Origin of the sequence: Streptomyces sp. NPDC088730, assembly GCF_044751215.1 — a bacterium.
GTDB lineage: Bacteria > Actinomycetota > Actinomycetes > Streptomycetales > Streptomycetaceae > Streptomyces.
Map to the genome: position 1 here is coordinate 222,190 of NZ_JBIVLK010000004.1, position 13,874 is coordinate 236,063.

Here is a 13,874-nt window from a genome sequence, read left to right on the forward strand (position 1 = left end):
CGCATTTCGATCATTTACGCTGCGTGTGCGACGCGCGTTCTGCCTGGTCAGCGGCGCCTCCCGCACCGACAAGACCCTTGCTGACGCCGTCCAGCCGCGAGCCGTACCGCATCATCTCGCGCCGTCCGCCGACGCCGAGCACCGACGGCAGGTAGCCGCGTACCGACTGCATGCCGCGCAGCCACCACTGGGCGTACACATGCGGCGAACGCCTCTCGATACCGGCCACTATCCGGTCGACGGCCGGGCCGAGCGGGTACGTCCGGTTCGTCGGCCAGGGCAGCCGCTGGCGCAGCTCGCGCATGACGTCGTCCTCGTCGGCGCCGCGCACCATGTCGGTGTCGGTCCAGGAGAGGTAGCCGACGCCGACCTTCACGCCCCGGTAGCCGACCTCCGCGCGCAGGCTGTGCGCGAACGCCTCGACGCCCGACTTGGACGCGCAGTAGGCGGTCATCATCGGCGCGGGGGTCATCGCGGCGAGCGAGGCGATCTGGAGGAAGTAGCCCCGGCTCTCCATCAGGATCGGCAGGAACGCCCGGCAGGTGACCGCGCTGCCGATCAGGTTGACCTCGATGACCCGTCGCCAGGCGGCCGGGTCGGAGTCGACGAACGGGCCGCCGGAGGCCACGCCCGCGTTGGCGACGACGACGTCGATCTTGCCGAAGCGCTCCTTGACCTCCTGGGCGACCCGGGCCATCGTCTCGTGGTCGGTGACGTCGGCGTGCCAGTGGTCGCTGTCGCCGTGCAGCCGCTCCGAGACCTTCTTCAGCTCGTCCGGCTCCAGGCCGACCAGCGCGAGCGTCGCTCCGCGCGCCGAGAGCTTGCGGGCCAGCAGCTCGCCCACACCGCGCGCCGCTCCCGTGACGACGACGACCTGACCTTCGAGACTGTGCCTGCCGCTCATGCGACCTCCTCCTTGCCCTCTACACCAGCCGTACCGCGCAACGGGAGATACCCGGTCGCGAGTTCCCGGATCTTCGCCGTGACCGCTTCCGGCGCCTCCACCGGAGTCATGTGCCCCAGGCCCGCCAGCTCGGTGAGCCCGAGGGAGTCGGGGAGCGCCGCCGCGATGGCGCGGGCGTGGGCGGGCGGCGTCAGCCGGTCCTCCGTACCCGCGATCACCGCGGTGGGCACCCGCAGCTCCCGTACGCCCTCTTCGAGGTCGAGATCCGCGAGGACGTGGCCCCAGGCGAACCTGGGTCCGCGGGGGCAGGCGTGCACGATGCGGGCACAGGTTTCGACCCGCTCCGGCGCCGAACCCGCGCCCATGGTCGCGTACTTGATGATGCGGCGGGACAGCGGAGTGACGGGGCCGAGCGGCGCGCGGGAGCCGAGGATCGCTCGGGTCAGCCGGGTCCGCAGCGCACCGGCCCGTATCGGCACGACCCGTGCTTCGGCGATCAGCCGCGAACTGCCGGTGCTGCACAGCAGTATGGCAGCGGCGTGCTCGCGGAGCCCGGTCCGGCGGGCGGCGGCCATCATCGTCATGCCGCCCATGGAGTGGCCGGCCAGTATGGCCTTCTCGCCCGGTTCCAGGGTGGCGGCGAGCACCGCTTCGAGGTCGTCGGCCAGTGCCCGCGTGGTGTATCCGGCGGGGCCGGCCGCGGGCGAGGTGCCGTGGCCGCGCTGGTCGTAGGCGATGACGCGGTGGTCGACGGCCAGGTCCCGGATCTGGGCGTCCCAGAAGCCGGTGTTGCAGGTCCAGCCGTGGGAGAGGACGACCGCCGGTGCGCCGTCCTGTCCGTGCACCTCTATGTGGACGCGGGAGCCGTCGGCGGAGACGGCCATGAGTTCGCGGGCGGGCACGGGGCGGGTGCTCCGGCCGGGCAGCGGGCGGCTCATCCGGCGACCTCCTCGGAGACGGCGTTGTCCGCACTCCGCTGCGCCGGCACGCGGACGACCTGGTACTCCGCGATGTCGACCGCCCTGGTCGCCCTGCGGAACTCGGCGGTGGTGCCGGGCCAGACGGTGGTGTTGCGGCCGTTGGCGTCCAGGTACCAGCTGGTGCAGCCGCCGGTGTTCCAGACGGTGCGCCTCATCCGTTCCTGGACGCGGCGGTTCCAGGTTCCGACGGCGGAGGGGCGCGCGTCGAGGGCGACCTTTCCGCCGAGGACGTCGAGCTGACGGAGGTAGTCGGCCATGTAGTTCAGCTGGGCCTCGATCATGAGGATCATCGAGGAGTTCCCGAGGCCCGTGTTGGGGCCGATGATCGTCATCCAGTTGGGGAAGCCGGCCGCGCTCGCCCCGCGCAGCGCCTGCATGCCGCCCTTCCACGACTCCGCGAGGGTGTGTCCCTCCGCGCCCACCACGCGGTCGGCTATCGGCATGTCCGTCACATGGAAGCCGGTGCCGAGGACGATCGCGTCGACCTCGGCCTCCGTACCGTCCGAGGCGACGACCGTGGAGCCGCGCACCTCGCTCAGGCCGGAGGCGACCACGTCCACGTTGGGCTGGGCGAGCGCCGGGTAGTACGCGCTGGAGAGCAGGATGCGCTTGCAGCCGATGCGGTACGAGGGGGTCAGCTTGGCGCGCAGGGCCGGGTCCTTGATGGAGCGGGCCATGTTGGACTTGGCTATCCGCTCGACCAGGCCCAGCTGGTCCGGGTGCTTGGTGAAGGCGCTGACCTGCAACTCCCGTATGCCCCAGAGCAGTCCGCGGCGTGCGGTGCCGGTGAAGGGGAGCGTGCGGTGCAGCCAGCGCTCGGCTCCGCTGATCTGCCGGTCCATGCGCGGCATGACCCAGGGCGGGGTGCGCTGGAAGAGGGTGAGCTTCGCGGCCTTGGGCTGGATCGACGGCACGATCTGGATCGCGGAGGCGCCGGTGCCGATCATCGCGACGCGCTTGCCGGTCAGGTCCGCGTCGTGGTCCCAGCGGGCGGAGTGGAAGACCTTGCCGGGGAAGTCCGCGAGCCCGGGGATGTCGGGCAGCTTGGGGTCGGAGAGCGGCCCGGTCGCGGAGACGACGACATCGGCCACGACGGTCGCGCCGTTCGCGCTCTCGATGACCCAGTGCAGCTCGTCGCCGTCCCAGCGCATCATCGTCACCTCGTGGTCCAGCCTGAGGTGCGGGCGCAGCCCGAAGGTGTCCGCGACGTGCTCCAGGTAGGCGCGGATGTGCTCCTGCCCGGAGAAGGTGCGCGGCCACTCGGGATTGGGGGCGAACGAGAACGAGTAGAGGTGGGACGGCACATCGCAGGCGCAGCCCGGATAGCTGTTGTCGCGCCAGGTGCCGCCGACCGAACCGGCGCGTTCCAGGATCACGAAATCGGTGATGCCTTCGCGGCGGAGCCGGACAGCGGCTCCGAGGCCCCCGAATCCGGATCCGATCACCGCCACTCGTACATGTTCGTGCTGGGCCATGCTGCCGCCTCCCCGCGATACGTCCCACGACTCTGCCAGCAATCACTGGCACAGTTGGGAGACTAGAGCAGCCCCGTACCGATGGGTAGGGGTGCGGCAGGGGAAAGTTACCGGCGGTACAACAAGCGCCCCCCGCGGCGGGGCGGCCGGTAGGGTGCGGGGGTGGCTGACGGAGACGAGCACCGCGAATACCGCATGGAGGAGCTGGCCAAGGAAGCCGGTATCCCCGTCCGGACCCTGCGCTTCTACCGCGAGCGCGGCCTGATCTCACCGCCGCGCCGCGAGGGCCGCATCGCCTGGTACGACGACCACCACCTCGCCCGGCTGCGCACGATCACCGGCCTGCTGGAGCGCGGCCACACCCTCACCGGCATCGCGGACCTGGCCCGCACCTTCGAGAGCGGCCGGGACGTGGCCGAAGTGCTGGGCCTGGGCGAACCGACCGAGGAGACCCCGGTCCGGCTCACGCCCGAGCAGCTCGCGGACTACTTCGAGAGCGAGTCGACCCCGGAGAACCTGGCGGCCGCGATGGAGCTGGGCTACCTCGGCACGGACGGCGACGAGATCGTGCACATCAGCCGCCGCCTCCTGGAGGTCTCCGCCGAACTGGTACGGGAGGGCGTCCCGCTCGCCACCGTCCTCGCCTCCGGCCGCCGGGTCCGCGAACACGCGGACGCCCTGGCGGACCTGTTCGTCTCGACCCTGCGCGATCACAGCACACAGGAAGAGCCTCCCCAACTGCGCCCGCTGGCACGCGCGGTGGTCGACGCGGAACTCTCCATGGCGCTGGACCGGCGGCTGCGCCGCGACGCGGAGGCGGCGGAGCCGCGGGAGTAGCGGGGCGGTCCTACTGCCCGTACACCACCGTCACGGGCGCGTGGTCGCTCCAACGCTCGCCGTGTGTGGCGGCCCGCTCGACGAACGCCTTCGCGGCGCGTGCGGCCAGCCCCTCAGTGGCGACGTGGTAGTCGATCCGCCAGCCCGTGTCGTTGTCGAAGGCCTGTCCCCGGTAGGACCACCACGAGTACGGGCCCGCGACGTCCGGGTGCAGCGACCGCACGACATCGACGTACGCGGCCTCCTCGAAGACCCGGGTCAGCCACGCGCGCTCCTCGGGCAGGAAGCCGGCGTTCTTCTTGTTGCCCCGCCAGTTCTTGAGGTCCGCCTCCTGGTGGGCGATGTTCCAGTCACCGCAGACCACCACCTCGCGGCCCTCGGCGGCGGCCCGCGCCTTCAGCCCGGTCAGGTAGGGGAGGAAGGCCGCCATGAAGCGCTCCTTCTCCTCCTGCCTCTCCGTGCCGACCTCGCCCGAGGGCAGGTACAGGCTCGCGACCGTGACGCCCGGCAGGTCGATCTCGACGTACCGGCCGCTCGTGTCGAACTCCTCGGCCCCGGCGTCCCCGAAGCCGCCGAACCCGATCTGTACCCGCTCGGGGGCCCGGCGGGAGTAGAGCGAGACCCCGGCCCGGCCCTTGGCGGCGGCCGGGGCGTGGACGGTGTGCCACCCCTCCGGCTCCCGTACATCCTCGGGCAGCTGCTGCGCCTCGGCCCGCACCTCCTGGAGGCAGATCACATCGGCGTCGGTCTGCGCCAGCCACTCGACGAAGCCCTTCTTGGCGGCGGCGCGGAGACCATTTACATTCACGGTGGTCACAGTGAGCATCCCGGCACGATACCGACATCCGGGTGTCGCATACATGTACGATTGCACGCATGAATATCCACACCCGCGCCTTCGACCACCCTGACGCCGTCAAACTCAACGACTGGGTGCAGCTCGAATACGCCGAGCGCTACGGGGACGAGGGCGACGTCACACCGCTGGACGCCACGATGTTCGACCCGCCGCACGGCCGGTACCTGATCGCCTACGACGCGTCGGACAGCCCGGTCGCCACCGGCGGCTGGCGCTCACAGGAGCGCAACGCCGAGGGCTACTCGGACGGGGACGCCGAGCTGAAGCGGATGTACGTCATACCCGAGGGGCGCGGCCAGGGGCTCGCCCGCCGCATCCTGGCCGCACTGGAGGCCGACGCCCGCGCGGCCGGCCGCGTCCGCATGGTCCTGGAGACCGGCGACCAGCAGCCGGAGGCGATCGCCCTGTACCTCTCCAGCGGCTACGAGCCCTGCGAGAAGTTCGGCCACTACCGCACGTACCCCAACAGCCGCTGCTTCGCGAAGCCGCTGCGGGACGGGGAAGCCTGACCTTTGAAGCTCAGTTGAAGGAAATTAAGTTTTCTGCGTTGACTCCTCAATAAACTCAATATAGAACTGCACATGAGCGCATGCACGGATGAGTGCGTGCGCGTACGAGTGCTTGCGCGTATGAGTGCGCGTACGAGTGCAGAGGAGCCGAGGGTGGACTGGCAGGAACTGACCGACCTGACGCAGGGCCGTCCGTTCGTGGTCGAGCGGGTCCGGCTCACCGACAGCGATATCGCGGTCGAGGGACAGTTCGAGCCGCCGCAGCTGGCGCAGCTGGCCGTCGAGGACCAGGTGTTCGTCGCCGCGTTCGTGCGGTCGCACGGTTCGATCAAGGAGATGGAGCGGATCTTCGGGGTGAGCTACCCGACGATCAAATCCCGGCTGAAGCGGATCGCGGACCGGCTCGACTTCGTCGACACCGACCCGGCGCCCGCCGGAGCCGACGTCCTCGACCGCCTCCAGCGCGGCGAGATCAGCGCCCAGGAGGCGCTGGACGAGCTGGAGCGGCCGCAGTGATCCCGCAGCTGCTGACGGTGGGCTATCGCCGCGCCAACGGCAACCGGCGCCGGCTGCACATCCCGCTCCTGCCGGTGGCCGTGCTGCTGTCGCCGCTGCTGCTGCTCGCCGTGGTGGCCGGGCTGATCGCGTGCCGCCGCGCCTTCCGGCTGAGTCCGGTGAGCGCGCTGCGCGTTGCCTGGCACCTGCTGTGGGCGCTGCCCGGCACCAGGTTCGAGATCGACCAGGGCCCGATCGCCTTCCGGATAGGCGTCAGGTGACTCAGATGACTTCGATGACTCCGAAGGGGAGCACAGCCATGAACGAGCAGCGCCGCCAGATCCTGCAGATGCTGGCCGAGGGCAAGATCACCGCGGACGAGGCGGAGCGGCTGATCGACGCCCTCCAGCGCCGGCAGCCCGAGTCGGAGCAGGGAGCCGCACCCCGTCCGAAGCCCCGGCCCAAGTACCTGCGGGTGATGGTGTCTTCGGAGGACGACGGCACCGGCGAGGGTCCGAGCCGGGTCAACATCCAGGTTCCGCTGCAACTGCTGCGCGCCGGGGTCCGGATCGCGAGCCTCCTCCCCCCGCAGGCGCTCACCCGGGCCAACACGGGCCTGCGCAGGTCGGGCGTACCGATCGACCTCACCGAACTCAAACCGGAGCACCTCGAGGAACTCGTCGAGCAGCTCGACGAGGTCACCGTCGACGTCGACGACCCCAGCGGCCAGGTGCGCGTCTTCTGCGAGTAGCACCGCCGCGCTCCTACTCGTCCGCCTCGTCCGCCACCCGCTCGGCGGTCACGAGGTACGGACTGCTGGGGCAGCGCAGTGGGCGATTGTGGTGTCCGAACCGACTCCGGTCCATCAAGACCGGTGGATGACGCCGGTGTACCGGTCCGGCCGACTGGGAATCGCACAAGCGGATGAGCCGAGTCGAAGGGGGACACTCGATCATGGCTGAGCGTGCCGACCGTGAGCTGATCAGAGACATCGACGCCCTGTGGGCCAGCCGGCTCAAGGCGATCCCAGCCGGGCGGATTCCGCACGGTGTCGCGCCGGATGTCGTGGAGTTCCTGACGTCGGTGGGGCTGCCCACGGTCGAGGTGCAGGGCATCGCATTCGTCCACGACAACCGCATGTCGCACTGGGTCGAGCGCCTCGACAGCCGCCGGCTGCTTATCGCCACGGACTGGGAGATGCCGTCCTTCGTGGCTGACCCAGGAAGCGGGCGGGTCCATACCTTCTCGGGCGGCCACGTCCCGGCTCTGGTACTGGTCGGCTCCAGCCTGCCGCTTTTCCTGGTCGCCCTGGGCGTCTGGCGCCGCGAGATCTGGGATCCGACCGTGGCAGGGATGACAGCTGAGGACGGCCTCGCGGCCTACGCGCGGTTCGAGACGGTCCTGGCCGGTCTCGATCCGGCTGCCGCCGAGACCGGTGCCTACTGGCCAGGCCTGCTCGACGGCCTCCGTGAAGGAGTCGAGCTGTGATCGCCGTCGCCGTCCGGGGGCGGCGGACGGCTTTCGTGCGGCGTGTCCTGGCGGGGCTGGCCGCCCTGCTGGCAGTACTGCTGGCAGTCCCGCCGGTTCCCGCCCTCGCCGACGACCAGCCGGGGACGGTCCGCTTCGAGAAGGTCACCGAGCACGACCCGGAGTGGATCCTCATGATCCCGAATCTGATATACCGCTCGCTGCATTCCAGGGCGCCGTACGAGGTCAGCTACGACACCAACGTCGGCACGAGCTTCATACCGGACGTGGTTCCCGGGAAGGCCTTATGTATCACGACGGGAAGCATCAACAACCGCCTGCCCTCCCCCCGCGCCGACGGCACGGTCGCCAACACCAACACGGCCATCATCCAGTTACTGCTTTTCGACTCGCAGGCAAAGACGTTCCAGCTCGTCGGATGGGATCTGCGGCCACTCCGCGACGCGAACAATGAGATCGTCGACTGGCGGGCGCCGACCTCGGCCGGTGAGAAGGCGGCGTCCAGTCTCACCTGGGACCTGTCCGGTGAGTCGGCGAAGCGGATCCAGAGCAGGCTGAATCGTGGACTGATGCACTCGGAACCGCTCGATGGGCTGGTCACGGTCAACTTCAATTCGCTGGCGTCCGAGGCTTACGCAGCGGGCCGGCTGAAGAGCCCGCCGCCCGTGCGGAAGGACCTCCTCAACCGGACGTTCAAGGTCTCCACCGAGCAGGAGCCCTGTACGGGGGCAGGGGACAGCAGCTGCCGCAAGATGCTCGAAACCCGCAGAATATTTCCCAACGTGGAGCAGGTCGTGCACGCCGTCGACGATCCGCCCACCGGCGCGAAGCGGCAGGAGACGCTCCGCGAGAACAAGAAACATCTGGCCCAGAAGTTCGTCGACAACGGTAAGAAGGTCACCGGCGATGCCTCGGCGCTGGTGAAGGCCGAGCCGTTCAACAGACCCGGCAATTCGCCCGTGCAGAGCGCCGCGGTCGCCGCGCTGAACGGCACCGATCCCGGCGGAATCGACTTCTCCACGCTCCAGCTGCGCTATCTCAACGAGGGCGCGGGCGGCCGGTTGCAGTACTCGTTCGCCGCCGACTCAACGCCCGGTACCGACCACAAGGCCGCAGCGGGCAAGACAGCGGTCAACCAGAGTTCGGACGCGTTCTTCGTCTGGCTCAGCCTGCCTCGGTCGACGTTCTGGGTGAACCTCAACCCGACCGAGCCCGACCGCATCGTCGACCCGAAGCTCGGCGCGACCGATGTCGGGCGGGTCCTGCTCCAGGCCGACTTCCGGATGAAGACCCTCGTCGGCAGACTCATCCACCCCGACACCGCGCTGGGCAAGGAGTTCTGGGGCAAGTTCACCCCCGGCAAGCAGTCGTGCATCTCGCTGCGCCAGTGGATCGTCCCCAAGCCGGCCGCTGTCTACGAGCACAACGGCGGCCTCTACATCGTCGACGCCCCACTCGAAGTGAAGATGGAGGCCGACTACCTCAAGTCGCGGGGCGGCAGCTCCGGCTGCGCCAAGTCGGACGACCGCATGGTCTCGCTCTTCCGCTCCAAGGTGCTGCCCAAGGTCGAGGAGAACGTCAACAAGGGCGCCGACTTCGCCGACCTGCGCCGCGTCTACCTCAGCCGGGTCGCCGCCGAGTGGTATCGCGAGAAGCACACCGACGGCAGCCTTGCCGGGCTGATTGACAGCGGCGACGTGAGCCCGTGGCCGGCCCGTGAGTCATGGTCGTCGCGCCAGGTCTTCGACGCCTACGTGAAGTCGTACAACAAGAAGGAGTTCAACGTCCACCGCGTCAAGCGGGTCGGCGACTACCGCTACGACGTGACCTACAGCTATGGCGGTGTCGACTTCAGCAACGTCGACCTGGTGCCGATGGCCGAAGCCGCGTTCTCCGCCCAGCACCAGGGCCTGACCGACGCGGTGGCCGCCTCGGCCCAGCACGCGGCGCCCGACCGGCAGGGCAAGGTGTGGCTCGGCGGCGGCGCCTACCCGGTTGACCACCACGACCCGCTCCCCGTCGCCGCACCGGCGAAGGCGGCCGGCCGAAGCGGCGGCCACCCATGGATCTTCGTCGTCGGCGGCGTGGTTCTGCTGTGTCTGATCATCGTGCTCGTCCGCCGCGTCCGCAGGCGCGCTTAGGGTCTGTCCGGCGGATCGTGGCCGGGGGTGGGCCCCTCAGCGGCGTCTGGCGTCGGCCCACTCGTCGCGGTTCCACAGGACGGGCACGGCGCCGACCGGTTCGAACCGGATGTCCGGGTCGTTGCTGTGGACCAGGCAGAAGAAGCGGCGCCGGAGCACCGCCGCGTGGCGGGCCTGGCCGGCGACGATGTCCAGGACGGACTGGGCCGCGTCCGGGCAGGCGGCGGTGAAGCGGTCGTAGTCGGTGACGGACAGGACGAGCCCGGTGCCTTCGGGTGCGTCGTCGTAGGGGCCGTGGCAGGCCACGTCCCCGAGGCAGTCGTTCAGCGCGTCGAGGTTGTGGCCGTAGTAGTCGGGGAACCGCAGCGCCGCGGCGAAGGCACTGTGCATCTCCCGCTCGCGGGTCCACTCCCCCGCCGCGAGGTGGACCACCCGGAACCCGCTCTCTTCGAGCCGCAGTCCGGCATCCGTGAGGAGCTGCCGTCGCCAGAAGAGGGTGACGAAGGTGTTGTCCATGTACTCGATGCCGGGAGGGCGGTTCGACGGGCAGGCCCGTGCAGGATCCTCTGCCGGTTCACTCCGGTTCGCGTCCGCGCGGTCCTGCGTGCGCTCGGGGTCGGGGGCCGGGCCGTCTTCAGTCGCCATGCCACGACCCTACGGCTCGAACGGCTGCCGCCCCCCGGCACCGGCAGTGCGTTCCCGCCGTGGCGGCGCCGGGGCCACGCCCTTGTCAGTTGGCTGTCAGCGGGGCCGGGTCCAATGGGCGGGCCCGTGGAACAGCCGAGCACGTTCGGCATACGACCAGCAGGAGCGCTTTGATGGCCTGGACGGAATGCAGGGAACCCCGCCCTTTCGCCACCCGACGGTTGGTCTGCTTCCCCCATGCCGGGGGGTCGTCGTACTTCTTCCGGGAGTGGCGCAAGGGCCTCCCCGAGTTCGAGGTGCACGCGGTCTGCTACCCGGGGCGGGCCGACCGGTTCGGGGAGCCCCCGGCCACCGACCTGGTGGCGATGGCGGGGGAGATCGCGGACGCCGTCCGGCCTCTCATGGACCGTCCCACGACGCTGTTCGGCCACAGCATGGGCGCTGTCGTCGCCTATGAGACGGCCAGGATCCTGGAGGCCGAGGGCGCGCGGCCCGCGCATCTCTTCGTGTCGGGGACCCGGCCGGCCCACTCGGTCCGGTCGGAGGCCCGGGCGGCCGCGCTGGACGACGAGAGCGCCATCGCGACGCTGACGGACCTGGGCGGCACCGATGCGGAGCTGCTGGACAACCCGATGTTCCGCGAGCTGATCCTGCCGTACGTCAAGGGCGACTTCCAGATGCTGGGTGCCTATGCCCACCGTGCCGGCCCCCTGCTGCGCTGCCCGGTCACGGCCGTGCTGGGGGACAACGACACACGCGTGACGCCGGATCAGGCCGCCCGATGGGCCGAGCACACCACCGGCAGCTTCCGGCAACGAGTGGTGCCCGGTGACCACTTCTACCTGGCCGCGTCACCGCCGTACGACGTGGTCCGGGAGGCGCTCGGCGCCGAGCACGACGAGAACCGACGCGGCTGAGCCGCGTCGCCCGCCCATCGAGAACACGGAGAGTGTGCATCGTGCGTGGAGAGAGCCTGTTCGGACAGCGACGCTGGACCACGATGGTGTTGATCGTGACAGTGCCCCTGGCGGTGATCGCCTCGGCCACCTGGATGGCCACCCGGAAGTCGGCCCCGGCCGGGGACGCGGCCGCCACGGCGCACGGCCTCGACAAGGGCGGCCACTTCCTGATCGCCGTGGCGGTGATCCTGCTCGCCGCCTATCTGGGCGGGCTGCTCGCCGACCGGCTCGGACAGCCGCGGGTGATCGGGGAGATCTGCGCCGGGCTGGCGCTGGGACCGACCCTGCTGGGACGGTTCGTTCCCGGGGCGGCGGGCTGGCTCTTCCCGTCCGGCGTTCTGCCGATGCTGGACGGGCTGGCCCAGGTGGGCCTGGTCTTCTTCATGTTCGGTGTCGGCCGCGAGCTGACCGGAATGCGGCTGCGCGGCACCGGAACGCAGGCCCTCCTGGTGACCCAGGCCTCTCTGCTGGTGCCCTTCGCGGCCGGGGCCGCGGTCGCCGTGCCGCTGGTCCACACCTTCATGGGGTCGGCCGGCAACCCGGTGGTGTTCGTGCTGTTCGTGGGATGTGCGCTGAGTGTCACCGCCTTCCCCGTGCTGGCTCGCATCCTGACCGACCTGGGACTCACCCGCACCCGTCAGGGTCAGTTGAGCCTCTTCGCAGCGGCGGCCGGGGACGGCGTGGTGTGGCTGGTACTCACCGGGCTGCTGGCCCAGCTCCACGGCGGCGGACCCGCGGGGGTGCTGCTGAACGGCTTCATCGCCGCGGCGATCACCGTGTTCTTCCTCGGGCCGCTGCGGAAGGGACTGGCCCGCTGGGCGCACTCCCACGCGAAAGCCGCCGAGGGCGGTGAGAGCGACGCGGTCACCATGGTCCTGCTCGCCGCCGGCATCGCCGCGACAGCCGCGCTGACGACCCTGATCGGGGTGCACCAGCTGATCGGGGCCCTGCTGATCGGGCTCGCCTGGCCGAGGGGCAGCGCACGGGCCGCCCGGGTGGCCGACAGGCTGTCCGGCACGGCGAAGACCGTGCTGCTGCCGTTCTTCTTCTTCGGATTCGGCCTCACGATCGATCTGGGCGCCCTCCACTTCGACCGGACCACGGCGCTGACGCTCGGCGGGCTGCTCCTCCTGGCCACCGTCACCAAGATCTTCGGACCGGCGCTGTGCGCGGTCCTCACCGGGATGCGCCGCCGGCCCGCTCTGGCGCTCGGCGCGCTGCTCAACTCGCGCGGGCTGACCGAACTGGTCATCATCCAGATCGGTTTCCAGGCCGGCATCATCGACCAGCGGATGCTGAGCCTGCTCACCATCGTCGCCCTCGCCACCACGATGATGACGCGGCCGTTGCTCCGGCTGCTGGGCCCGGACGCGGTCGAGCCGGTCCTCGAAGCGCAGCCGGACGGCGCCGGAGAACAGGGCGGCACCACCGGGCGCGATGCCTCGGAGCTCGTTTCCGTTCCCCGATAGCCCCCCTGCGCGAGGCGGCCAAGTGATCGACGAGATTGTGCCCGCGGGTGTCGCCGCCGCCGAGTGCTTCGGGGACGTGCCGGAGGCGACGCTCTACCCGGGCGAGCGGGCCGCACTGGGCAGGGTCGGCGAGCCGAGGCTGCTGGAGTTCGCGACGGTGCGGCACTGCGCACGCGATGCCCTCGGGAAGCTGGGCCTGCCGCCGGCGCCACTGGTGCCGGGCGAGCGCGGCGCCCCGCAATGGCCCGCCGGTGTGGTCGGAAGCATGACCCACTGTGCGGGCTACCGTGCTGCGGTCGTCACGCACCGCTCCGGCATCCGCACCCTCGGCATAGACGCGGAGCCGCACGAGCCCCTGATGGAGGGCCTGTTGCGGCACATCGCGCTGCCCGAGGAACGGGAGCGGCACATCGAGCTCGCCGGCCGGTACCCGGACGTGCACTGGGACCGGCTGCTGTTCTGTGCCAAGGAGGCCGTCTACAAGGCGTGGTTCCCGGTGACGCGGCGCTGGCTGAGTTTCCACGACGCGCAGGTCTCCCCCAGGCCGGACGGCACCTTCCGGGCCCGGATCCTGGCCGAGCGCCCACCGGGACAGCCGTCCCCGCCCGAGGCCTTCGAGGGTCGGTGGCTGGCGCGGGACGGCCTGCTCCTGGCGTGCGCGACCGATCCCCGGCCCCTTTGTTGACAGCCTTTCTCGCCATGTGAAAGATTTGGCTGACACGTACAGCCGGGCGCACTGGGGAGGCAGATGTTGAACAGCGAAGAACTGCTGACCTTCCTGTCCGCGGTGAGTCACACGCAACGGCTCCGGACCATCGCCGGGCTGGCCGGCGGCCGGAAGTACGTCAGTGAACTGGCCCGCGAGCTGGGCATGTCCCGCCCCCTGCTCTACATGCATCTTGAGCGCCTGGAGAAGGCGGGCCTGGTCGTCGGAGCACTCGAACTCTCCGACGACGGGAAGGCGTTGAAGTACTTCGAGCTGGCTCCGTTCGAGCTGCGTCTCAACGTGCAGACGATCCTGGACGCACTCCAGGCGGACGAGACCGGGACGGACGAGAATCACGCACGTGAGGCAGACGGCCCCACCAATGAGGAAGACTAGAACGTTATGAG

The 13,874-nt window shown here is 70.2% G+C and carries 16 protein-coding genes; 11 read left to right on the forward strand and 5 right to left on the reverse strand.

Translation table 11 applies throughout. The features are described from left to right. Positions 1 to 10: 10 nt before the first annotated feature. The 3 genes from ACIP89_RS16080 to ACIP89_RS16090 are packed head-to-tail and all read right to left on the reverse strand — an operon-like array spanning position 11 to position 3,359. A complete protein-coding gene (locus ACIP89_RS16080) occupies positions 11 to 904 on the reverse strand; it encodes an SDR family oxidoreductase (protein ID WP_401926927.1) in 894 nt (297 codons plus the stop codon). Next, positions 901 to 1,842, reverse strand: a complete 942-nt coding sequence (locus ACIP89_RS16085; protein ID WP_401926928.1) for an alpha/beta fold hydrolase — start codon at positions 1,840 to 1,842, stop codon at positions 901 to 903. The genes ACIP89_RS16080 and ACIP89_RS16085 overlap by 4 nt, the downstream gene beginning before the upstream one ends. Beyond that, positions 1,839 to 3,359, reverse strand: a complete 1,521-nt coding sequence (locus tag ACIP89_RS16090; protein WP_401926930.1) for a flavin-containing monooxygenase — start codon at positions 3,357 to 3,359, stop codon at positions 1,839 to 1,841. Before ACIP89_RS16090 ends, ACIP89_RS16085 begins: the two co-directional genes overlap by 4 nt. 195 nt (positions 3,360 to 3,554) lie before the next feature. Here ACIP89_RS16090 and ACIP89_RS16095 point away from each other — a divergent pair, with 195 nt between their 5' ends. Beyond that, positions 3,555 to 4,196 carry a MerR family transcriptional regulator gene (locus ACIP89_RS16095; RefSeq protein ID WP_401927282.1) on the forward strand — a complete coding sequence of 214 codons (642 nt, stop codon included), beginning with the start codon at positions 3,555 to 3,557 and terminating at the stop codon, positions 4,194 to 4,196. A 10-nt stretch (positions 4,197 to 4,206) separates the two neighbouring features. Here the strand turns inward: ACIP89_RS16095 and ACIP89_RS16100 are convergent, their stop codons facing one another. Beyond that, the gene (locus tag ACIP89_RS16100; protein WP_401927089.1) at positions 4,207 to 5,022 is read right to left on the reverse strand and encodes an exodeoxyribonuclease III; all 816 of its coding nucleotides are present in this window, start codon (positions 5,020 to 5,022) and stop codon (positions 4,207 to 4,209) included. A gap of 50 nt (positions 5,023 to 5,072) precedes the next feature. Between ACIP89_RS16100 and ACIP89_RS16105 the strand changes: the two genes are divergently transcribed. From ACIP89_RS16105 to ACIP89_RS16130, 6 genes are all read left to right on the forward strand, one after another. Beyond that, entirely contained in the window at positions 5,073 to 5,564 is a 492-nt protein-coding gene (locus ACIP89_RS16105) for a GNAT family N-acetyltransferase (protein WP_401926935.1), read from the forward strand. A 153-nt stretch (positions 5,565 to 5,717) separates the two neighbouring features. Continuing rightward, the gene (locus ACIP89_RS16110; RefSeq protein WP_402115351.1) at positions 5,718 to 6,080 is read left to right on the forward strand and encodes a DUF2089 domain-containing protein; all 363 of its coding nucleotides are present in this window, start codon (positions 5,718 to 5,720) and stop codon (positions 6,078 to 6,080) included. Further along, entirely contained in the window at positions 6,077 to 6,340 is a 264-nt protein-coding gene (locus ACIP89_RS16115) for a hypothetical protein (protein ID WP_401926940.1), read from the forward strand. Before ACIP89_RS16110 ends, ACIP89_RS16115 begins: the two co-directional genes overlap by 4 nt. 38 nt (positions 6,341 to 6,378) lie before the next feature. After that, entirely contained in the window at positions 6,379 to 6,810 is a 432-nt protein-coding gene (locus tag ACIP89_RS16120) for an SHOCT-like domain-containing protein (RefSeq protein WP_401926943.1), read from the forward strand. Positions 6,811 to 7,013: 203 nt separating this feature from the next. After that, complete coding sequence (locus tag ACIP89_RS16125) at positions 7,014 to 7,547, forward strand: SUKH-4 family immunity protein (RefSeq protein ID WP_402115353.1); 534 nt, start codon at positions 7,014 to 7,016, stop codon at positions 7,545 to 7,547. Further along, positions 7,544 to 9,688, forward strand: coding sequence for a hypothetical protein (locus tag ACIP89_RS16130; RefSeq protein WP_402115354.1), 2,145 nt, complete (start codon positions 7,544 to 7,546; stop codon positions 9,686 to 9,688). Before ACIP89_RS16125 ends, ACIP89_RS16130 begins: the two co-directional genes overlap by 4 nt. Before the next feature lie 36 nt (positions 9,689 to 9,724). On the opposite strand, the gene ACIP89_RS16135 is transcribed toward ACIP89_RS16130, so the two are convergent. Beyond that, positions 9,725 to 10,333 carry a barstar family protein gene (locus tag ACIP89_RS16135; RefSeq protein WP_402115355.1) on the reverse strand — a complete coding sequence of 203 codons (609 nt, stop codon included), beginning with the start codon at positions 10,331 to 10,333 and terminating at the stop codon, positions 9,725 to 9,727. A 173-nt stretch (positions 10,334 to 10,506) separates the two neighbouring features. Here ACIP89_RS16135 and ACIP89_RS16140 point away from each other — a divergent pair, with 173 nt between their 5' ends. From ACIP89_RS16140 to ACIP89_RS16155, 4 genes are all read left to right on the forward strand, one after another. After that, positions 10,507 to 11,250 (forward strand): thioesterase II family protein, encoded by a 744-nt coding sequence (locus tag ACIP89_RS16140; RefSeq protein ID WP_401927100.1) that lies wholly within the window; start codon positions 10,507 to 10,509, stop codon positions 11,248 to 11,250. Between the two features lie 95 nt (positions 11,251 to 11,345). After that, the gene (locus ACIP89_RS16145; protein ID WP_402115356.1) at positions 11,346 to 12,761 is read left to right on the forward strand and encodes a cation:proton antiporter; all 1,416 of its coding nucleotides are present in this window, start codon (positions 11,346 to 11,348) and stop codon (positions 12,759 to 12,761) included. Between the two features lie 22 nt (positions 12,762 to 12,783). Beyond that, on the forward strand, positions 12,784 to 13,446 hold the full coding sequence (locus ACIP89_RS16150; protein WP_402115358.1) for a 4'-phosphopantetheinyl transferase: 663 nt from the start codon (positions 12,784 to 12,786) through the stop codon (positions 13,444 to 13,446). 63 nt (positions 13,447 to 13,509) lie between these two features. Continuing rightward, positions 13,510 to 13,863: an ArsR/SmtB family transcription factor gene (locus ACIP89_RS16155; protein WP_401926958.1), complete on the forward strand. Its 354-nt coding sequence runs from the start codon at positions 13,510 to 13,512 to the stop codon at positions 13,861 to 13,863. Positions 13,864 to 13,874 lie beyond the last annotated feature (11 nt).